Annotated in this window: 15 protein-coding genes and 1 pseudogene; 6 read left to right on the top strand and 10 right to left on the bottom strand. The window is 60.1% G+C overall.

From position 1 onward, the window contains the following. Positions 1-101: 101 nt before the first annotated feature. From MOP44_RS27970 to MOP44_RS02785, 3 genes and pseudogenes are all read right to left on the bottom strand, one after another. Positions 102-560, bottom strand: a pseudogene (locus MOP44_RS27970) (MCP four helix bundle domain-containing protein); the annotation flags it as partial. Positions 561-600: 40 nt separating this feature from the next. Further along, positions 601-1,311, bottom strand: a complete 711-nt coding sequence (locus tag MOP44_RS02790) for a 3',5'-cyclic-nucleotide phosphodiesterase (RefSeq protein ID WP_260794377.1) — start codon at positions 1,309-1,311, stop codon at positions 601-603. Between the two features lie 87 nt (positions 1,312-1,398). Next, positions 1,399-4,134 (bottom strand): MGH1-like glycoside hydrolase domain-containing protein, encoded by a 2,736-nt coding sequence (locus tag MOP44_RS02785; protein WP_260794376.1) that lies wholly within the window; start codon positions 4,132-4,134, stop codon positions 1,399-1,401. A 437-nt stretch (positions 4,135-4,571) separates the two neighbouring features. Between MOP44_RS02785 and MOP44_RS02780 the strand changes: the two genes are divergently transcribed. Continuing rightward, entirely contained in the window at positions 4,572-5,726 is a 1,155-nt protein-coding gene (locus MOP44_RS02780; protein WP_260794375.1) for a PP2C family protein-serine/threonine phosphatase, read from the top strand. A gap of 330 nt (positions 5,727-6,056) precedes the next feature. Next, positions 6,057-6,929, top strand: a complete 873-nt coding sequence (locus MOP44_RS02775; protein WP_260794374.1) for a ThuA domain-containing protein — start codon at positions 6,057-6,059, stop codon at positions 6,927-6,929. Positions 6,930-6,941: 12 nt separating this feature from the next. Here the strand turns inward: MOP44_RS02775 and MOP44_RS02770 are convergent, their stop codons facing one another. The 4 genes from MOP44_RS02770 to MOP44_RS02755 are packed head-to-tail and all read right to left on the bottom strand — an operon-like array spanning position 6,942 to position 11,491. Continuing rightward, positions 6,942-7,697 carry an SDR family NAD(P)-dependent oxidoreductase gene (locus tag MOP44_RS02770; protein ID WP_260794373.1) on the bottom strand — a complete coding sequence of 252 codons (756 nt, stop codon included), beginning with the start codon at positions 7,695-7,697 and terminating at the stop codon, positions 6,942-6,944. 43 nt (positions 7,698-7,740) lie between these two features. Then, the gene (locus tag MOP44_RS02765; RefSeq protein WP_260794372.1) at positions 7,741-9,030 is read right to left on the bottom strand and encodes an MFS transporter; all 1,290 of its coding nucleotides are present in this window, start codon (positions 9,028-9,030) and stop codon (positions 7,741-7,743) included. Then, positions 9,027-10,640, bottom strand: a complete 1,614-nt coding sequence (locus tag MOP44_RS02760; RefSeq protein ID WP_260794371.1) for an acido-empty-quinoprotein group A — start codon at positions 10,638-10,640, stop codon at positions 9,027-9,029. Before MOP44_RS02760 ends, MOP44_RS02765 begins: the two co-directional genes overlap by 4 nt. Then, entirely contained in the window at positions 10,637-11,491 is an 855-nt protein-coding gene (locus MOP44_RS02755) for a c-type cytochrome (protein WP_260794370.1), read from the bottom strand. The genes MOP44_RS02760 and MOP44_RS02755 overlap by 4 nt, the downstream gene beginning before the upstream one ends. Positions 11,492-11,710: 219 nt before the next feature. Here MOP44_RS02755 and MOP44_RS02750 point away from each other — a divergent pair, with 219 nt between their 5' ends. After that, positions 11,711-13,477, top strand: coding sequence for a DUF885 domain-containing protein (locus MOP44_RS02750; protein WP_260794369.1), 1,767 nt, complete (start codon positions 11,711-11,713; stop codon positions 13,475-13,477). Positions 13,478-13,522: 45 nt separating this feature from the next. Here MOP44_RS02750 and MOP44_RS02745 read toward each other — a convergent pair whose 3' ends face one another. Continuing rightward, complete coding sequence (locus MOP44_RS02745) at positions 13,523-15,016, bottom strand: ADOP family protein (protein WP_260794368.1); 1,494 nt, start codon at positions 15,014-15,016, stop codon at positions 13,523-13,525. Then, positions 15,013-15,330: a PadR family transcriptional regulator gene (locus MOP44_RS02740; protein ID WP_260794367.1), complete on the bottom strand. Its 318-nt coding sequence runs from the start codon at positions 15,328-15,330 to the stop codon at positions 15,013-15,015. The genes MOP44_RS02745 and MOP44_RS02740 overlap by 4 nt, the downstream gene beginning before the upstream one ends. Positions 15,331-15,437: 107 nt before the next feature. Between MOP44_RS02740 and MOP44_RS02735 the strand changes: the two genes are divergently transcribed. Both MOP44_RS02735 and MOP44_RS02730 read left to right on the top strand, forming a co-directional pair. Then, a complete protein-coding gene (locus MOP44_RS02735; protein ID WP_260794366.1) occupies positions 15,438-16,211 on the top strand; it encodes an ABC transporter ATP-binding protein in 774 nt (257 codons plus the stop codon). Continuing rightward, positions 16,204-18,036 carry a hypothetical protein gene (locus MOP44_RS02730; RefSeq protein ID WP_260794365.1) on the top strand — a complete coding sequence of 611 codons (1,833 nt, stop codon included), beginning with the start codon at positions 16,204-16,206 and terminating at the stop codon, positions 18,034-18,036. Before MOP44_RS02735 ends, MOP44_RS02730 begins: the two co-directional genes overlap by 8 nt. Before the next feature lie 564 nt (positions 18,037-18,600). On the opposite strand, the gene MOP44_RS02725 is transcribed toward MOP44_RS02730, so the two are convergent. Continuing rightward, complete coding sequence (locus MOP44_RS02725) at positions 18,601-19,527, bottom strand: sugar phosphate isomerase/epimerase family protein (protein WP_260794364.1); 927 nt, start codon at positions 19,525-19,527, stop codon at positions 18,601-18,603. 154 nt (positions 19,528-19,681) lie between these two features. Here MOP44_RS02725 and MOP44_RS02720 point away from each other — a divergent pair, with 154 nt between their 5' ends. Next, positions 19,682-20,383, top strand: a complete 702-nt coding sequence (locus tag MOP44_RS02720) for a response regulator transcription factor (RefSeq protein WP_260794363.1) — start codon at positions 19,682-19,684, stop codon at positions 20,381-20,383. Position 20,384: the final 1 nt, after the last annotated feature.

The following is a 20,384-nucleotide window of genomic DNA, read 5'->3' as shown; positions in this document are numbered from 1 at the left end:
CGCAGAAGCCTCCCAACAGAGCCTGAAACTTCCCTCCCTGCGTGCCGCGACAGAGCCTCGTTATGGTCGATCCATGACGACAGTGCCTCACTGAGGCGCACCCCTAGATCCGGCATATACCCCGACAGCAAAAGAGATCGGGCCTCGGCTCGATGTCCGCCGGCTGACGAACTTATCAGCCTCCTGGACTCCGAGGTCCAGTCGTGGAATAGCTCGCGGAACTCAAGATATTGCCGCCGGTCCTGTTCGTCCGAAACAAGAGTATCTCCATAGTGAGCAAGCAGATCCGTTGTTGCTTTAACGTGCTTGTCGAATTCCGCAGCCGTTTGCGCAGTCAAAGCCGGATCTTCGGCAAGCAGACTGTTGCGCAACTCCACCCTCGCATTGCCAAGTTCCCTCGAGATATTGCCGAGCGCGGCGAGGCTTTCAATCTGCTGCTCGCTTACAAAGCGGCTCTGTTTTTCGATGCCGGCCAATTCATAAACTACGAAACCACTCAGCGCTATGAGCACTACAATCGGTAACGCAAGTAGGAAAGCCAATCTCTTCGCTATGGTCATAAACCCTCGTTCGCCGCAGCCGTTTCAGAGGCCCAGCACCTCAGAAGCGGTATTCTTCCTCGCATTCGCCGATCTCCAGATTGGCCATGTTGAGTTCACTTAATTCCTGAATCACCTGATCGCGATAACGCACCTTGATATGAACAGCGATGAAGCGGGTCCCCGGCGGCAATTTCGCGGCTTCAGCCGCGAACATCTGCGGCGTCAGATGACGTGACACCTCGGCAAGACGCGACATCGAGTTGGGAAAACACGCCTCAAGAAAAACGGCGCGTACTCCGGGTGTTTTGCGAGCGATCTCCCAAAGCCGATCGGTAGGGCCCGAGTCGCCTCCAAAGATGACCGCGCTCTCTCCGTCGCTTACAACAAAGCCAAAAGTGGGGACTAAGTGGTTGACCGGTACCGGAGTCATTGTGAGCCCCGTCGCTTGCACCGGCAATTCGGGTCGAAGTACGACGGTGCGCAGAAACGGAGGCATGGTCTTGGAGATCGCGATGAAATCCGGCCACGTCCGGTTATTGAATATGTGCTTCTGTACGTCCTCGAGGGTCTCAATACCCCCATATACAGTTGGACAATCCCCGGTCGGCGTCCACGCATTTTCGATAAAGATGGGCAAACTGGCGATGTGATCTGTGTGTGCATGCGTCAGAAAAACATGCTTAACCGCCTCTTGGTCTTGTGGTGTCCGCCAGAATCCAAGGCTGCCTGCGTCGATTGCTACTGAATCATTGATCAAATAGCTGGACACATATTGGCGGGAAATGTCGGCCGCACACGATCCAAGTAGTCTGACTCTCATCGCCGGACCTCAATCACTCGCGCGTCGCACACGGTCTCAGCGCCTCCAATCATCAATAAGAGCAGCGACAAGCGCGCTCCATCCGGTTTGGTGAGAGGCTCCAATCCCGGCGCCATTGTCCCCGTGATAGAACTCATAAAACAGGATCAGGTCCCTCCAGTGCGGATCCTGTTGGAACTTCCGCGTGCCGCCGTATACCGGCCTTTCACCCTCTTCGTTCCGCGTGTAGATCCTGATCATCCGATTGGCAACTTCGCGCGCAATCTCCAGTAGATTCTTTTCACCGGACTGCCCTGGAATACGGATCCTGAAGTCGTCGCCATAGCCCGCGCCGAGAGTCCGCAGCGACTCAATGATCAGAAAAGTCGTCGGGAACCAAATAGGGCCTCGCCAATTGGAATTACCGCCCTTGATTTTGTTGTCCGACTCGGCTGGATCGTAGCGAACTTCGCTGTAGCCAAATTGGAACGGATGAGACTCGTGGAACTTGGACAAGCTTCGAATTCCAAACGGAGAGAGAAATTCGTCGGGGCTGACGAGCCTCTCCAGCATTCGCCTCAGTTGTTGTTCATTCACCACGGTGAGTTCGTATTGGTTCTTGCACTCGACATAATGGCAGCAGCTCTCAGTGAGCTGCTTGCGATTCCTCACAAACCACAGGAAATTGGTTTGGAACTCCTGAAACCCATCAATGTCTGCAAGCCGAAGCGTCTCCGCGGCATAGAGCGGAATGATCCCAACCAGGGACCGCACCTTGAACTTGTGGAAACTCCCGTCCGGGAATCGCAGCACGTCATAGAAGAAGCCGTCCTCCTCGTCCCACAGCGAGTAGCTACGGCCTCCCATGTTCTTCATGGCTGCGCCAATATAGATGTAGTGCTCGAAGAACTTCAGGGCCAGGCTTTCATATGCTTTGCTTTCCACTGCCAGTTCGAGCGCAATGCGCATGAGGTTCAGGCAGAACATGCCCATCCAGCCTGTGGCATCCGACTGCTCTAGAACCGCCCCTCCCGGCAGTTTGTCGCTGCGATCAATCACCGTGATGTTATCCAGCCCGAGGAATCCGCCTTCGAAAACGTTGTTCCCCGCGCTATCAACCTTGTTGACCCACCATGCAAAGTTGATCAGCAATTTATGAAAGCATTTCTCCAAGAATTCACGGTCGCCCTTCCCTTGGCGCGCCTTATCCATCGCATACACGCGCCACACTGCCCACGCATGCACTGGAGGATTAAGATCGGAGAACTCCCATTCGTAGGCGGGGATTTGCCCGTTGGGGTGCTGGAACTGTTCGAACAGCATCAGGAAGAGCTGTTCCTTCGCAAACTCCGGATCAATGATTGCGAACGGTACAGTGTGAAACGCAAGGTCCCAAGCTGCGAACCACGGGTACTCCCACTTATCCGGCATCGATAGGATGCGCATCGAGTTGAGGTGCCGCCAATGCCGATTTCTAATTGCTGCACGAGAAGCGGGCGGTGGCGCATTGGAGTTATCGCCCTCCAACCATGCGTTCACATCGAATAAGTAGCTCTGTTTCGACCACAACAGGCCTGCGAATGCTTGCCGCTGTATCAACTTCTCGTCGTCTGTCGCGTTCGGCGGTTGAATGGTCGCATAAAACTCATCAGCCTCCGCCCGGCGCGTCTTCACGATCTGCTCAACGTTTCTTAGCGGGTCCGATGGCGCTTCGGCGGAAAGCCGCAGAAGCAACACGACAGACTCTCCGGCAGGCACCTTGTATGCGTAATGCAGGCATGCCTTCGTTCCGGTCCGGTTCGAGTTCACCGCCTCTGTCTCGCCTTTGACGATGGCGCGATGAAACGCATCCTTGACGTACCGGCTCGCGCTCGGTACTCCGTACAACCTCTCTGCGTTTGTCTCGTTGTCTGTGAAGAGACGCTCTCCCCCGTCAGGTGCGAACAAATAGCGCTGGCCGAGGTGGTATTCGAACGGAAGGTTCTTCAAGCGGTCTGCATGCGTGTCGTCGGCGAGAAGACTAATCGATTGTTCCCGGTCGGGTCCCTCCCCAATGACAGGCGCCACGCCGCGCGTCTCACCCCATGCCCACGTGTTGCGAAACCAGAGATGCGGAATCAAATGCAGCGGTGCAGCCTCTGGACCGCGGTTGACCGCCTCAACCCGTATGCAGATGTCCTCGGCCGAGGACTTCGCATATTCCACAAACACGTCGAAGTACCGGTCCTCGTCGAAGATCTCGGTATCCAGCAATTCGAATTCGAGACCCTTGCCTGCGCGGTTCCTGTTCTCCTCAGTCAACCGCTCATACGGATACCGTGTCTGCGGATACTTATAGAGGTACTTCATGTAAGAGTGAGTCGGAGTGTTATCGAGATAGAAGTAATACTCCTTTACGTCTTCGCCGTGATTCCCCTCCGCCGGAGTTAGTCCGAAAAGCCGCTCCTTCAGGATCGGATCTTCCCCATTCCAGAGAGCGAGCCCGAATAAAAGCAACTGGTATCGATCGCAAATTGCTGCGATCCCATCTTCGCCCCACCGGTAAGCCTTGCTCCGCGAGGCATCGTGCGACAAATGATCCCAAGCCGCGCCATTTGGGCTGTAGTCTTCGCGAACTGTCCCCCACGAACGCTCGCTGGCATACGGTCCCCACCGGCGCCAGAGGAGCTTTCCAAACGTCTCCCGCAATCGGATGCCTTCAGCCGTACTCTCTGGATGCGGCGGCCGGGCAAGCCCGTTCCCGTCAGCTTGCACTTCACTTTGCGCATCGTATCCAACCGCCGTTATCGTCATCGGCTTTCTCGATCAGGCCTTCCAAGGGCAATGCAAGAACCCACCATGAGCCGAAATCTCAACCAGGAAATCGGCCTCCGTGCACTGCAAGACTAGAAGGGAAAACATGGCGCAGCCCACTTCCGGGGGAACAGTTGAGTAGAAATAATCCTTCCCCTAGAGCGCTCGTATAACTGCCAAAAGTGCTAGTCAGCTGCCCTGAATCCGCGCCGATTTGCCGCCAGCCGTTAACCACGGAAGAAGGCTGCCAACCAGCCGAAAATCATCTCCAGGGCGCAACCGTCACAATTTTCGCGACTTCCGAAAGGCGTCCGGCCACTGGCATAAATTCCAGTTTCGGTACACGGCCATGCTGGATAGTCTCCCCTCAACGCCTTTGAATGGGGCGCGCCACTAGACGAGTCTGCGTGGCAGCACCGAGAAGTCCCGGAAACGACATGAGCCAGCAGGACCAGAAGAAGACCGTCCTCATCGTGGACGACGCACCGTCCAACCTCCAGATGGTCAACTCCATCCTGAAGGGTTCTTACAATGTCCGAATTGCCACTGGCGGTGCGAAGGCACTTGAGCTTGTAAAAGCTGCGCCCCAGCCGGATCTCATTCTGCTGGACGTGATGATGCCCGGAATGGATGGGTATGAGGTCTGCACACGTCTGAAGGCGGACGCTGACACGCACGATATTCCAGTGATCTTTCTTACGGGGCAGACTGAAACCCAGGACGAAACCCGCGGTTTCGACGTCGGTGCCGTGGACTACATCCACAAGCCGTTTTCGCCGGCCGTCGTGAAGGCAAGGGTTCAGACGCATCTCGTGCTCCGCGCCACGCGCGAGCAACTTGCGATGCAACTTTCAGCCATCCAGAAAGAGCTTGAGACGGCTCGCCAGATCCAGCTTTCGATTCTGCCGCACCAGATTCCTCAGCTTGCCGGGCTCGACATTGCAGCACGATATATCCCGATGACCGCTGTCGCCGGCGATTTCTACGACTTCATCGTTGTCGATGACAAACACATCGGCATCCTCATCGCAGACGTATCGGGGCATGGCATGCCGGCCGCTTTGATTGCGTCCATGCTGAAGATCGCCTTCGCCGCGCAGGCGGATTGCGCGGCCGACCCGGCCCGAGTACTGCATGGCCTCAACCGCGCTCTGTGCGGAAAATTCCAGCATCACTATGTAACCGCAGCCTACATATATGTGGACATGGAACGAGGCACCCTGACGTACGGAGGAGCGGGCCACCCGCCCCTGGTGCTTTGGGGCGCGCCGAATTACGAAATGCGCAAGATCGAGGAGAACGGGCTCTTCCTGGGCAAATTCGATTTCGCCACGTACACCTCAAAGGAGATTCCACTGCAACCCGGCAGCTGGGTAATGCTTTATACCGATGGCGTGACCGAAACCACCAATCCGCAGATGACAGAGTTCGGAGATCAGCGATTGGAAGACGTCCTCAAAGCGGGTCCCGACGATACAGCAGATCGTTTTGCGGACCGGCTGCTCGCCGAACTCACGCAGTGGTCTGCCCGAGGAGCGGGCGAAGACCTTGATGACGACGTGACGATGGTTGCACTCCATGTGAAGTCTTAGCTTCGGAACAGAACAGAGAATCACTCCCGAGCCAAACTCACTCTTCTCACTCGTCCGTTCAAACCGTCGACATCAGCATCCTCAAAACGCGAGCCTTTTCTTGCGCGAGTCTCTCCACAAGAAGATCAACTTGGCAATCACGTTTTCTTCCACCTCGGCCACCAGTGCAATTGACATATCGCCTCGCGATCCTTTATCCATGATCCTCGATTCGCATTTTCTGCGATTCACGCTGCATCGAGAACATCAGGAGAGGCTACGGTGAGGGTTAAATCTAGCTTTAAGTATCGGAATGTGATTCCAGCGCGCGCTACGCGGTTCCGAGACGCGATGCACCGGCTCTGTGCTGCCGCAGTGCTCGCCGCCGCAGCTTCTGCCCCGTCGGGTGCCCGCTCGCAGTCTGCCCCTTCCACCGCCCAGGCTCCTCGTCCATGGGACCAGAACCAGAACGGCATGCGCATTTACATCTGGGCGGGACTCAAATCCCACTGGGCCGGTCAGCACGACTACCCGCAATTCCTCGCCGATTGGAGCAAACTCCTCACCGAGCATGGTGCCATCGTTGACGGCGCGCTCCACTCAGCCTCCCCTGCGGACCTCGAGCACACCGACGTCGTCATCATCTACAAAGGCGACGCCGCCTATCTCAGCGATGAGCAAAGAGCAGCGCTCCAACACTACGTCCAGCGCGGCGGAGGCCTCGTCAGCCTGCATGATTCACTCTGCGGCCCCGATCCTGCCTACTTCGCAACGCTCGTCGGAGGCGCCAAGAAACACGGTGAGGTCAACTACACCCTAGGAGCCCCGGTCGCGTATAACGTCGTCGATTCGGCCGACCCCATTATGAAAGGCATGTCCAACTTCACTCTCTACGACGAAGCCTTCTACAACATGACTTGGGCTCACGACCCCGGCATCCACGTGCTCGCAACCACCGCAATCCCTGGCACTCCGAGCGCAGGCGCGCACAAGGGCGAAGTAGTTCCGCAGATATGGACCTATGAACACACGCTGGCAGGAGGCCAGCCCGCCCGCGCCTTCGTCTGGATGCAAGGCCACGAGTACGCAAACTTCGCCAATTATCAAATTCAGCAGATGCTGTTGCGCGGTATCGCGTGGGCCGGGCACAAACCGGTCGACTCCCTCGTCGATTACGTCCCGCCGCCTCCAGAACATCCGCAACCGGCGGCCGCACCGCGCTAGTGCTTACTAAATCTACTTCGCAGTCCATCCGCCATCGATCAAAATGTCAGTTCCGGTCACGAACCCTGCCGCGTCTGAACAGAGATAGCACGCAAGCGCGCCGATCTCCTCCACCTTGCCCCAGCGCCCCACCGGGATATTCGCCATGAACTGTGCGCTCACCTCGGGGTTGGCCATCAGCGAGAGATTCATGTCCGTTCCAATCGGCCCTGGGCTGATCCCATTCACCGTGATTCCCTCCGAGGCAAGTTCCAGCGCGAGCGCTCTCGTCAGCCCCAGCAGCGCGGCCTTCGCCGAGCTATACGCCGTCCGTCCCGCAATGGAGACGTGACTCATGATCGATGTCATGTTCACAATGCGCCCGTATCCTGTACCCTTCATTCCCGGCGCGAACGCTCGGCACATCAGGAACGTCGAAATCAGGCTCGCGTCGAGCACGCTGCGAAACTCATCCAGCGTAAAGTCCACGAGGTTTTTTCGCACATTAATGCCCGCATTGTTGATGAGGATCTGCGCATTCCCGAAGCGTGCATGAACGACGTCGGCCAGTTTCGTCACCTCATCCTCGCGCGTCACATCTGCGACAAACGCCTCGGCCGCTCCGCCGCTCGCGGCAATGCTTTCTCGCACCTGCTCCAGGCGCGTGCGGTCGCGCGCCACCAGTGCAATCTGCGCGCCCGCGCCGGCCAGTGCTCTGGCCATTGCTTCGCCCAGTCCGCGGCTTCCGCCCGTAATCACTGCCGTCCGGCCCTTCAGACTTATCTCCATCGAATGCCCCTTCGCACCTGAAGTATTTTGCCCATCACGCATCTCAAGGCAGCACCGCATCGGTCTTCGGCAAGCCGGCCCCGCTCATCTTGAGTTCCCGTTCCCGGCGCACAGCATCCGGATCGAGATACAGCCAGCACAACGCCGAAACAACCGCCGCTCCCGCCATCGTCTCGATCAGCAGGTTCCACCCGACTTTCGCCGAACCGATCCGCTGCAGCAGCAGCCCGCCTATCACCGGCGACACAAATCCAGCCAGGTTGCCGAGCATATTCATGGTCGCTGCCACGGTGGCCGTGTAGCCCGCCCCAATATCCACGCACGCGTCCCACGAAATCGGCATCGTCAGATCGCTCGCGAAACTTGCCAGCCCCATCACCACCATCGCCGGCCCAACATGCTCAATCCGTGGAAACGCAATCAGCAACATCGCCGTCGCGGCAAACCCTCCCAACGCAATTGCACGCCGTGGCAGCCGTCGCGCGGCAATCCCTCCCGCCAGCGATCCAAATCCGCCAAACAGCAATGGCAGCATCGCGAACAGAGCCGCATCTCTCGCCGATTGCCCTCGTCCCTCGCGCAGATAGGTTGGCAGCCAGGTGATGTAGAAGTACCACACAAAGGAGAAGCAGAAGTATTGCAGCCCCAGCACCGCAACCCGCCGCGTCAGCAGCAGCCGCAACCAGCTTTCTTCGGATCCGTGCATCGTGAGTTTGCGCGATGCGTCCAGCATCTCCCGCTCCGCCGCATTCACGGAGCCGTGCGTCCCCGGATCATCTTTGAACCACGCCAGGAAAATCGCGCACCACACAAGGCCCAGCGCTGCGAAACTCACAAACGCCCATCGCCATCCGAACCACTGAATGCACAGCAGCGTCAGCGGTGGCGTGATCGCCCCGCCCCATCGCGTACAAGCCCACAGTAGCGACTGCGCCGTCACTCGCTCGTGCGCCGGCAGCCAAGCGCTCAACATGCGCGTCAGGTTCGGAAAGCACCCCGCCTCGCCTGCCCCGAACACAAATCGAATCACCACCAGCGAAACCACATTCCACGCCGCGCCCGTCAGCGCGGTGAATGCTGACCACGCCAGCACAATCCGCGTCAGCGCGCGCCGCACACCGAGCTTGTCGCCCATCAACCCCGCGGGAATCTCAAACAGCGCGTACGCCAGCCCGAACGCGCCGAACACCAGCCCCATCTGTTCTTTCGAGAGCCGCAGATCGTGCGCAATCGGAACCGCCGCTCCTGAAATCGCCACCCGCTGCACATACGAAAGCACCGCCAGCCCAATTGCCAGCACCACCACGCGATAACGCGTACGCGTCGGCTTCATTTGCTCAGGCTCCATGCGTAGAGACTGTCTCCCGCTCCCAATACGATGTACTGCTTCCCGTCCAGCAGATAGGTGATAATGCCGCCGGACTCATTCGCGTTCAGTTCGTAGTGCCACAGAATCTTCCCCTTGTCAGCGCTGAAGATGATCATGTTCTTCTGATCGTCACCGGAGATCAGCAGATTGCCCGCCGTCGTCAGAATGCTCGGCCCCACCGTCGTTGGCGCATCTTTCACGTTCGGATACGCGTGCTTCCACACCGCCTCCCCCGTGAGCGGATCAATCGCCTGCAGCACTCGCACCGAGCGGCCAATCCCGTCGCCCGTTCCGCCATACCCAGAAGGCTTGTCGCTGTCGTCGGTGAGGTAATAGATCGCCTTGCCTTCCACCGAGTTCACATACATCAGCCCCGTCTGCGGGCTGTACGCCGGTGCTGGCCAGTTCGAAGCGTTCACAATGTTGATCGACCCGCCCACCTGCGGATCCTTGTCTGCAATCGGAATAGGCTCCCCGTCCTTCGACATCCCTGATGAGTAATCCAGTGGAACATACGGCTTCACCACCAGGTGTTTGCCCGTGTCGCGATCCAGCGTCACAAAAAAGCCATTGCGCGCCGCCTGCGCCACCAGTTTCCTTGGCTTACCATCAATCGTGCTATCAAACAGAATCGGCGCAGTCGTGTTGTCGAAATCATGCGTATCGTGCGGCGACACCTGGAAGTACCACTTCAGCTTGCCCGTATCCGCATCAATCGCCACAATCGCTTCGGTCCACAGATTCGCGCCCGGCCGCCCCTGCCCCGCGAATACCGGATTCGTATTCCCCGTAGGCCAATACAGCAGGTTCAGGTCCGGATCGTACGTCCCCGGCATCCACGTCATCCCGCCACCGTGTTCGGCCGCAGCCGCATTCGGCCAGGTCTTCAGCGCTGCATCGCCCTTCCGTGGCGTCGACCACCACGTCCATTGCAGATCGCCGGTTACCGGGTCGAATGAGTCGAGAAAGCCCGGCATGTCCATCGCGTCTCCGCCCACACCCACAATCACGTGGTTCCTCACCACCAGCGGCGCAGACGTCGAGAAATACTGCTTTCGCGCATCCGCGTAATTCTTCCTCCACAATTCCTTTCCCGTGTTTGCATCCAGAGCGATCAGCCAGTTATCCGGCGTTTGGAAAAACACCGTCGACTTCCATATCCCCACGCCGCGCTGCCCTATCAGGTGCCCGCCGTGATCCACCCAGTCATAGCGCCAGATCTGCTTGCCAGTCCGCGCGTCCAGCGCCCACAGGTGATCCGGGATCGTCATGTACAGCACGCCATTCACCAGCAGAGGTGTGCACTTAATAATCGGAACAGGCGCTCCTCGCTGCGCTCCCACCTCCGTGATCCGATACACCCACTGCGCCTCGAGCCGGTTTACGTTGTCCGCCGTAATCTGCGTAAGCGTGCTGTAGCGCTGCCCGCTGTAATCCCCATTGAACGTAGTCCAGTTCGTCACCGGCGCCTTCCCAATCGTCTCCGGATCAACTGCCACTTGCTGCCCATGGAGTACTGCTCCCGCCAGCGCCATAGCGCCAGTCGCGATGCACAACACAACAGCCAACTTCACTTCAGCGTCTCCAGATACGCGGTGACATTGTGCATGGCATCGTTCCCCAGAGTCATCACCATCTCCTGGTGCGCAGCCAGCGGATCATCGATCGTGACCTCAACCCCCGGCTTGCGATCGATCACGGCCGTCTTGCCCGCAGCATCCACAAGCGTGATACGGAAATCACTGATCTGCGTGACTCGCCCCGCAACCGTACCCTCCGCCGTCTTCACATGCGCCGTCATTTGCGCGCTCCGCCGTGGCCAAATCCAGTTGCCCTGCAACTGCTCCGGCGATCGGAACTTGCTCGCGAAATGCGCAAACGTCTCCGCGGTGTGGCATTGCATGCAGTGGCTCTCCACATACGCCTTCCCCTCGGCCGCATTCCCCACCACGATGTTCAGCACGTGATACGCTCCGCGGTTTGCCACATCCTCCACCTGCTGGTGCAGGAACTCCGCGATATCGGTCAGTTGCTGATCCGCCATGCTCGCAAACGCCGGCATTCCTTTCTCCGGAATTCCTTTCCTGAGAAATTGCGCCAGGTGCTCTCCGTGATTATCTGCCAGCACCTGGTCTGAGGTAATCAGGCTAGGTCCCGTCGCACCGCGCGCTTTCTCGCCGTGGCAGAAAGCGCAGTTCTGCGCAAACAGCGGCCCACCCCGCGCAGCCGCAGCCTTGTCCGGCACAGCGCCCAGTCCCAGAAATACGCGTGTCGCATCGGCCCTCTGCGCCGGAGCCGCCTTCGCATAGCCCTGCTGCGGACCTTCCTGCTGATCGGCCCGGGGCTGCTGGCTCCCCGCACCGGCCGCAGCGATCACGCCCAACAAGGCGACACACGCAACGCCGCGCACCGCGATTCTTCGCATCGTCCTTAGGTGTCGATTGCCGAATATCAATGTGTCCTCAGACGATGTTTGAGCTTAGTTGAAGGAGCATCTTATGCGTGCAAGGATTTGGCCGCGGGTCACAGCCGGTATGAAATACCGACCGCAGTATACAAATCCATCGCGCACCCCGTAATCTCCGCGCGAATCCCGACCAGCTCTGCGCTGAAATGCGACCGCCGCTCTGCTACGCTTGTCCGCATGCGTCCTAAGCTGCTCGCTGCCCCCGTTCTATTCTTTGCCGCGGTGTCCCCAGTCGCTTTCTCTCAGGCATCCTCTCCGGTTGCCTCACGCGTCGCCGCTCAAAACGCTCTGTTCGATGAAGCATGGCAGGCTGCGCTCAAAATGAATCCCATGCTGGCCACGGCCGTCGGCGATTACCGCTACAACGACCAGCTTGGCGATTACTCGCTCGCCGCTTCCGCCGAACGCCACAACCGCGACCTCGCCGATCTCGCCCGCATCAAGGCCATCAACCCCGCAGGCTTCCCTGAGCAGGACCTCACCTCCCACGATCTCTTTCAGCGCCAATTGCAGCAGCGCGTCGACGACTACGACTTGAAAGAGTATGAGATGCCGCTCAGCTCCTCAGGCGGCGGAGGAGGCATCCACGCCAACCTCGCCGACATGCCGCTCTCCATGCCTTTCGACTCCGTCAAGCACTACGAGGACTACATCGCGCGCCTGCACCAGATCCCCCGCGCCCTTCAGCAGACTGAAGAAGTCCTCCGCGCCGGCGTCAACGACCATCTCCTTCCCGTGCGCTTCATCGCAGAAAAAATCCCCGGCCAGGCAGAAGGCGTGATATCCGCGAACCCGTTCATTCTGCCTCTCAAGAAATTCCCGGCAAGCTTCCCGGACGCAGACAAGAAGCGCCTCTCCGACGAGATCACCACCACCGTCAACAACGAAGTCTTCCCGGCCTACAAACAGTTCGCCGAATTCATCCGCACCAGCTACATCCCAAATTGCCGCACCACGCTCTCCGTCAACTCCCTCGGCGGCGGCAAGCGCCGCTACCAGGCCACACTCCGCCGCTTTACCACCACCGACCTCACCGCTGAGCAGATTCACAACATCGGCCTGAAAGAAGTGGATCGCATCGAGGCGGAGATGACCGCCCTCGCCAAAGCCAACGGCTACAAAGATCTCGACAGCTTCCGCGAGCACGTCGAGAACGATCCGAAATACAAGCCGGCCTCCGCCGACGCCATCGTCGAAGACTTCCAGAAGTACATCGCGGGGATGCAGCCCCGCCTCCCTGAGCTCTTCGGCCTCCTGCCCAGAACGGCCGTGACCGTCGAGCCCATCCCGCCCTTCCAGGCAGCCGCGGCAACGCACTACCAGGGCGGAACGCCCGACGGCAAGCGCCCCGGACGCGTCTCCGTCGCAGTCTCTGATCCAACGCATCGCAGCTTCATCAACGATGAAGCGGTCGCCTATCACGAGGGCGTCCCCGGTCATCACCTCCAGATCACCATCCAGCAATCGCTCACTGGCCTGCCGGAGTTCCGCAAGCACGGTGGAAACGCCGCTTACACCGAGGGCTGGGGCCTCTATGCAGAGGAACTCGGCAAGGAGATCGGCTTCTACCAGGATCCCGGCTCCGACTATGGCCGCCTGCGCTCAGAGCTCTTCCGCGCCGTACGTCTCGTCGTCGACACCGGCATCCACGACATGAACTGGAGCCGCGACCAGGTCGTCGAATACATGCGCAAATCCCACTCGGTCGACGAGCCCACCATTCAGGCCGAAACCGACCGCTACATCTCCGGCCCCGGCCAGGCCTGCAGCTACAAGCTCGGCCAGCTCAAGATCCGCGAACTGCGCGAACGCGCCAAAGAAAAGCTCGGCGCGAAGTTCGACCTGAAAGCCTTCCACGACGAAGTTCTCTCGGGCGGCGCGCTGCCCCTCGACCTTCTCGAAGCTCGCGTCAATCGCTGGCTTCAGGCGCAGTCCGGCAACTAGCCGTCACACACCGGGTGCCCCATCCAAGCTCCGCTTGGATGGGCCTCAAATCTGCCCCGGCCTATCCGCGAACAAGAAATCCCACGACGTATCCAGATACATCCACCGCTGCCTGCTAAACCAGCTCGTCGGCAGGCTGGGCACATGCAGCAGCACATGCCCGCCGGTGCACATCATCTCCGTGCCATTCCAACCCAGGAACGTGCACGAAGCTATGCCCACCTGCGCCGGATGTGTCACGCACCGCAGGCACACCGGGCAGCGTCTGCTCTGGTCCATCAGCGCCCAGCGCAGCCCAAACAGGCAAATGGTGAAGCTCGACGCAAATTGCAAAAACTCCGCCGCCCCCGCATACTCCGGAAAACTGCAGTAAGCGATATCCAGAGCGGCAAAGTAGCCCAGCGCCGCCACCAGCCCCATCTTGGTCACCAGGAATGCGGCCCGCTTCACGCGCGCCGCAACCGATGGCTTATGTGAGTCGAAGCTCGACTCAGTTTGAAATACCGACACGATCGCGGGCAGCGCCAGCACCGCAAGCAGCAGCGCAAACAGGTAGAGCGAAACCGGCCCGCCCGTCGAAGGCGCCAGCCGCATCCCGTGATGATCGATCGCTTCGCCGTCCTCGCTGTATGCCGTGATCCCCACGGCCGCTCCGCTCATCTCGGCACGTCCCAGTGGCGAAAGCAGCGCGATCACATGTCCCTTCGCTGCGTGCGGCGTGAGCGCCATCGCTGCGCCGCTCTCCATCACCCACAGGTCCGCGTGTCCAGGTAGTTGCCACACGCCAGCGGGCGCAATCCCCGCAATGCGCACCTTGTGATGAGCTACTGTAATTGCCTGCCCAATCACGCTCGGGTCTGATTGAAATACCCGCCGCCACATCGACCTGCCAAGCATCACGCGCGGTACATCCGCCCCTGTATCCGCCACTCCTGCGCCCACCAGGCCGGCCAGGTTCTCCGTCGCGTGCGCCACCACCCACTGCCCCGCGTCCAGCCCGCCCGCCTGCACGCGCTCCTTCGCCATGCGATAGAAAGCCATGTCCTCGAAATACCGTTGCCGCCGTGTAGCCCATTTGCGGTACTCATCAAAGGGGATCGTGGCGCGTTCGCCGTCACCGTACTGGCCGGCCTCAATCAGGATTACGCCCTGAGGCAAAGCCGACTGCGCCGCCTCCTTCTCGCTCTCAATGCCCGGCAGAAAACGCCCGATAATCACGCACACCGCCAGAACAGCGCAGAGCAGAAGTACGCAATACCGCGCCGACCCATGCATCGAGGCAGACGCCACCGGCACAGTTCCCCGTTGCCCGCGCAAACACGCTGCATCCTGAAACGATCCAATGCAGAAGGCCGTAACCTCCCGCTCCGCAGTCCACGAGAAAGCGCCCACCGGAACGCAGTCGCGCCGCACATGCCACAACTCGCTCGTCCACTCCCGATACCACTCGTCGCGCTGAGGGAAGGGAACCATCATCGACGCGCCGCGCAACAGTGCAACGTGCATCGCATGGAAGGCGAAGCTGGCGGCCGGGATCATCTCACCTTCTCCTCCTCTTCAGGGATCAGGCGTTCCAGCAACGGATAGCGCTTGCGCGAAGCCTCCAGGCTCGTGACTCCCGCCGCCGTCAGCTTGTAATACTTCCGCGGAGGTCGCTGCTCGGCATCGGCAATCGCCTGCCGCTCCCATTCCGACCGGATCAAATCGTCACGCTCCAGCCGCCGCATCGCTGGATAAACGGTGCCGCTCGGCAGCCCCGTCATCTCCATTATGCTGAAGCCATACTTATACCCCGCATGAATCGCCTGCAGGATCATGGCCGCGGTGTGCGAAAGCTTGGGGTCAGCTCCCATGGGCATCATCATACACCCTATGTAGCAAGCTACTTGACAAATAATCTTTTTCGATCGATGCTGAATGCTACATAGGGTCCCGTATACGGTCCAGGAGGGCCATCCCGATGCTCCAAGTCCAGCACCTCTACCGCAGCTTCCGCGGAATCCCCGCTGTCGAAGACGTCAGCTTTCAGGTCGACTCCGGCGAAATCATCGGTTTCCTCGGCCCCAACGGTGCCGGCAAATCCACCACCGTCAAAATGATTACCGGCATGCTCCGCCCCAACGATGGCCACGTCTTCTTCGATCACCGCGACATCCACGACGACATGGTCGCCTTCCGCAAAATCCTCGGCTACGTCCCCGAAGAAGCGCATCTCTACAGCTATCTCTCCGGCCTCGAATATCTCCAGCTCGTCGGTCGCCTGCGCGGCATGCGCGAAGCCGTAATCGAAGAAAAAGCCGTCTCCCTCCTCGGCCTCCTCAACCTCGACTCCTGGCAGCACACGCCCATTTCCTCCTACTCGAAGGGCATGCGCCAGCGCGTCCTCATAGCCGCGGCCCTCATCCACGATCCGCAACTGCTCATCTTCGACGAGCCTCTCTCCGGACTAGACGTTGTCTCTTCCCGCCTCTTCAAAGACCTGCTCGAAATCCTCGCCGCCCAGGGCAAAGCGGTCCTCTACATCTCGCACGTACTTGAAACCGTGGAGCAGGTCTGTGACCGCGTCATCGTCATCGCCAAAGGCAAAGTCCTCGCCGACGCCAAACCCGCCGAGCTCACTCAGCTCATGAGCCTGCCCAACCTCGAGAGCGTCTTTGCGCAACTCGTCCAGCAACAGGACACCCGCACCACCGCGCAAGAAATCGTGGAGGTCATGAAGATCCGCCATGCCTGAAGCCTTCCAGCGTCTCTTCCAGCGTTCCGATATCGCCGCCGTCCAGTCGCTCAACGTGCAGGCCGCGCTCGGTCCTGTGCGTCAGCCCGAGCGCTCGCAGTTCGTACTCCTCCTCCGCCACTTCTTCGAGCGCTTCTTCAATCACGAAACCGCCTCTGCCACTGGCGACGGGAAAGCACGCCTCGTGCAGATCGCCTGTGCCACCGGCCTGCCCCCGCTGATGGTCGCCGTCTACCTATGGCCTGTCTATCATCCGTTCAAGGGCTGGCCTCCAGGCAATTCCGGCGGTCCACCCGCGTACTGGGTCCAAGCCAATCATCACTTCTTCTTCGTTATGTACTCGTTCGTGGTCATGGGGCTCATCACCGTCTTCGAGTGGGATCTCTTCTTCCCCGATCTGCTCGACGTCTTCGTGCTCGGCACGCTGCCCATCCCGCAGCTGCGCCAGTTCGCCGCCCGTGTCGCCGCCATCGCAGTTTTGGTCGGCGGCTTCCTCCTCGACGCAAATCTGCTCGCCATCTTTGTTCTGCCGTTGTCCGTTGACCCGCCCCAGCTCTTACCGCTCGTCACCAGCCACGCCTGCGCAGTCGCGCTCGCCGGCATCTTCTCCGCTGGATTCGTCCTCGCCCTGCAAGGCACATTGCTCGCTCTGGTCGGCGAAAAACTCTTCCGCCGCTTCTCGCTACTCCTTCAGGGATTCACCGTTGCAGCCTTCCTCGTCCTTCTCCTGCTCTTCCCGGTCCTCTCCGGCATCACCCCGGGACTGCTCCAATCCAATGCGCCCCTTGCGCGAGCTTTCCCGCCCTTCTGGTTCCTCGCTGTCTTCCAGCTAAACCTGCCCGACGCACCAACGCTACCCTCGTGGCCCACCCTCGCCCACACCGGTATCCTCGCCACTGCCCTCGTCTGGGCCATCGTCGTCGCGGCCTACCCTCTCGCCCACTTCCGCCGCGTCAACACTCTCATTCAGGGAACCACCTCGCGCCGCGGCCGCAACTGGCTCCTCGTCCCCCTGCATCGCCTGCTGCACAGCACGATCCTCCGCTCACCGCTTCGCCGAGGCGTATTCCACTTCATCAGCCAGACACTGCTCCGTGTCCCGCGCTATCGCATCTACTTGGTTCTTTATTGCGGAGTCGGCGTAGCCCTCGTCACCGCGGCCATTCTCCGCCTCGACGTCGATCACGGCCATCTTCGCGCCGCGTTCTCGGCCGACGGTATCCGTGCCTCCATCGGCATCATCGCCTTCTGGGTCATCGCCGGCCTGCGCAGCACCTTCGTCTCCCCGGGCAATCAGCAAGGCGGCTGGATCTTCCGCACCATCCATGGCAAGCCCGCCCCCTACGACGTCGCGCTCCGCCAGTTCCAGGCTGCTCCGCTCTGGTCCTGGCTCACCGCCTCAACCGTCACGTCCGCCGCCATCGCCGCATTTCAACTCGTCGCCCCTGCGGAACTCCGCACCTGGCCCTCGCTCACGGCTCAGTTGATCACCGGCCTTGGCCTCTGCCTGCTCCTCACTGACGCCTTCTTCCTCAACGTCACCACCATCCCGTTCACCGGAGAGCGCCCCGCGCACGAGCAGAACCTCGCCTTCACGGTCCTCCGCTACTACACGTTCTTTCCCTTTGTGACCACCGGCGCCGTCGGCTTCCAGTACCTGATGGAGCGCGGCGGCGCACGTCTCGGCATCGCCCTCACAGTCATTGCCGTCCTGCATCTCTGGCTGCGTTGGCGGCACCGCGGCATCGTCCGCCTCGACTCCGCCCAACGCGCCCTCGAAGAAGACGAAGACGATTTCCTCTTACGCCTGGGCCTCCGCTACTGAGCCATCCCGCTAAAATGGCGGTGTGATACCGCTCAGGCTAATTTTGTTCGTAGCCGCCATTCTTGGCGTGGTGCGTATCGCTTATTCTCTTCGGGCTCGCGCTATGCGTCGACTCGCCTGCAGGTGGGGTCTCACATACATAGGACCCTCTACACCTCCGCAATGGTGGTGGAATACCTCCCGCCCTTTAATTCCTGCTCCTCTGCCTGCGCGGTCTTCCCAAATCGGTATCTCACAAGCCTGGAACATAATCGAGGGCAAGAACAACGGCACGTCGGTATTCATCTTCGACGGCATCTCTGTTGGCTTTAGAACTCAGCCTCGCACCTTTATCGCCTGTCAGACCGAACAAAGCCCATTCCCAATGACTACATCGGTCGAACCCGTGACCCAGATTCGCGGATGGACGGTACTTCATGGTGTGTGGTTTCTCTGGTTCTCGTGGCTGAAGGGCGTAGGGCGGCTGGATAAACACCTTAGCTACTTACGGTCGGCGTAGCATCATCCGCTTCTGTTTCAGCCTGCTCGCTACTGAGCGTCTGCAGGCGCTCAGTAGCGAACCCTTCACGCCCCCATCAGCTTCGCCACATACGCGTAATCCACCTGCGCCGCTTCAAACGCAGTCTTCCCTTTGAACGGCGGATCGTGGTCCACGATGAAGTACTCCGCCCCGGCCTGCTTCGCCGCCTCATACGCGGCCTTCAGCGGAGCCACCCCCGCTCCCAGGTCCACAATGTGACCCCCGGCCTCGCCGCCCAGTTCATTCACTGGGGGAGTGATGGTGCTGAAATCCTTGAAGTGCAGCAGCTTCACGCGGTCCGCGTTAGCGGTAATCAGCGCCGCCGGATCAGCCCCGCCCGCCGCCATCCACCCTGCGTCCACTTCCAGCTTCACCAGCTTCGGGTCCGTCTCCTTCAGCAGAATGTCGTAGCCCGTAACGCCGTCGAATTTCCGGAACTCCACATTGTGGTTGTGGTACGCAAACTCGATGCCCCGCTTGCTCGCGCTCTCCGCAATCTGGTTTGCCACTGCCGCCATCTTCTTGAAATCATCCGCCGTCAGATGATTCATCTTCTGCATGATCCCGGCCATTTCAGCGCCCTTCGGCGGCTCCGGCGGCAGCACCGAGCTTATCGCGTACTTCACGCCCAGTGCTGCGGCGTTGTCCAGCACCTTCTCCGTATCCGAAAACCCGAAAGGGAAGTGCCCCGACGGGCAGCCCAGCCCCGCGTCCGCCAACATCTTCTTGAAGTCCGCAATATTGGTGATCGCCATCGCGAACGCCTCGATGTACCCATATCCAATCCCCGCCAGCTTCGTCAGCGTGCTGGCCGGATCTTTCTTGAACTCCGCGTTCACCATGTACATCTGCACGCCTGGTTTCGACTTGGCGTCTGCGCCCCAAAGGCGTGTCATGCCGGCCACCTGCACACCGGCAACAACGGCAGCGGACCGAAAAAGCATACTGCGGCGGGAAAGGTCTCTGTTCATCGGGTCTCCTTGTGCACGCGAGTATACCGGACGCCTACAGCCCCACGCGCCGCCCCCGCCCTAATCCATTAAGAATTGTTAACCCCCCGCCCGTTCCTTCCGGATATGCGAGACTTGGGACCGGAGCACCTGTACGCGCTCCGGTTGTCAACGCATGGAACAACAGGAAAGATCGAAGTCGCTCTCGCTGCTCCTCGTCGATGACGACGCAGAACTCTGCGGCATGATGCGCGAGTTCTTTGCTCAGGCCGGCCACCACCTTGACTGCATCCACAACGGCCGCGAAGGCCTCGCCTCTGCTCTTAATGGCGCATTCGATCTCGTCATCCTCGACGTGATGCTCCCCGTACTCGACGGCTTCGAAGTCCTTCGCCAGCTACGGCGTCGCAAGCAGACGCCTGTCATCATGCTCACCGCCCGCATCCAGCAGCAAGACCGCATCCAGGGCCTCGACGCCGGAGCCGACGACTACCTCCCCAAGCCCTTCGATCCCGACGAACTCCTCGCCCGTGTCCGCGCCGTCCTCCGCCGCACCGAGTCCGCCCCGCAGCCCGTTGCCGAATCCATCACCATCGGCTCGGTTAGCGTCAATCCCTCCACCCGCGAAGTCTTCAGCGCCGGTCAGCCCGTCGATCTCACTTCCACCGAGTTCGACCTGCTCGAGATGCTCGTACGCTCCGCCGGCCGCATCGTCTCCCGCGACGAAATCACCGCCGCTCTCTTCGAGCGCGAAGCCACCCCCTACGACCGCTTCCTCGACGTGCACATCAGCCACCTTCGCAAAAAACTCGAAGGCGGGTCGCGCCTCATCCGAACCATCCGCGGCGTCGGCTACATGTTTACGGGGGCTAGCTGAG

It is taken from the genome of Occallatibacter riparius (genome assembly GCF_025264625.1).
Classification (GTDB): domain Bacteria; phylum Acidobacteriota; class Terriglobia; order Terriglobales; family Acidobacteriaceae; genus Telmatobacter; species Telmatobacter riparius.
The sequence above is the reverse complement of the archived record's forward strand: the minus strand, read 5'-3'. Positions and strand labels throughout refer to the sequence as shown.

Bases quoted from the DNA above. Each gene is read 5' to 3' on its own strand.
- MOP44_RS02755 (WP_260794370.1), bottom strand. From the start codon at position 11,491: ATGCGAAGAATCGCGGTGCGCGGCGTTGCGTGTGTCGCCTTGTTGGGC.
- MOP44_RS02735 (WP_260794366.1), top strand. From the start codon at position 15,438: ATGCTCCAAGTCCAGCACCTCTACCGCAGCTTCCGCGGAATCCCCGCT.
- MOP44_RS02770 (WP_260794373.1), bottom strand. From the start codon at position 7,697: ATGGAGATAAGTCTGAAGGGCCGGACGGCAGTGATTACGGGCGGAAGC.
- MOP44_RS02765 (WP_260794372.1), bottom strand. From the start codon at position 9,030: ATGAAGCCGACGCGTACGCGTTATCGCGTGGTGGTGCTGGCAATTGGG.
- MOP44_RS02780 (WP_260794375.1), top strand. From the start codon at position 4,572: ATGAGCCAGCAGGACCAGAAGAAGACCGTCCTCATCGTGGACGACGCA.
- MOP44_RS02720 (WP_260794363.1), top strand. From the start codon at position 19,682: ATGGAACAACAGGAAAGATCGAAGTCGCTCTCGCTGCTCCTCGTCGAT.
- MOP44_RS02750 (WP_260794369.1), top strand. From the start codon at position 11,711: ATGCGTCCTAAGCTGCTCGCTGCCCCCGTTCTATTCTTTGCCGCGGTG.
- MOP44_RS02745 (WP_260794368.1), bottom strand. From the start codon at position 15,016: ATGATCCCGGCCGCCAGCTTCGCCTTCCATGCGATGCACGTTGCACTG.
- MOP44_RS02775 (WP_260794374.1), top strand. From the start codon at position 6,057: ATGCACCGGCTCTGTGCTGCCGCAGTGCTCGCCGCCGCAGCTTCTGCC.
- MOP44_RS02730 (WP_260794365.1), top strand. From the start codon at position 16,204: ATGCCTGAAGCCTTCCAGCGTCTCTTCCAGCGTTCCGATATCGCCGCC.
- MOP44_RS02725 (WP_260794364.1), bottom strand. From the start codon at position 19,527: ATGAACAGAGACCTTTCCCGCCGCAGTATGCTTTTTCGGTCCGCTGCC.
- MOP44_RS02740 (WP_260794367.1), bottom strand. From the start codon at position 15,330: ATGGGAGCTGACCCCAAGCTTTCGCACACCGCGGCCATGATCCTGCAG.
- MOP44_RS02785 (WP_260794376.1), bottom strand. From the start codon at position 4,134: ATGACGATAACGGCGGTTGGATACGATGCGCAAAGTGAAGTGCAAGCT.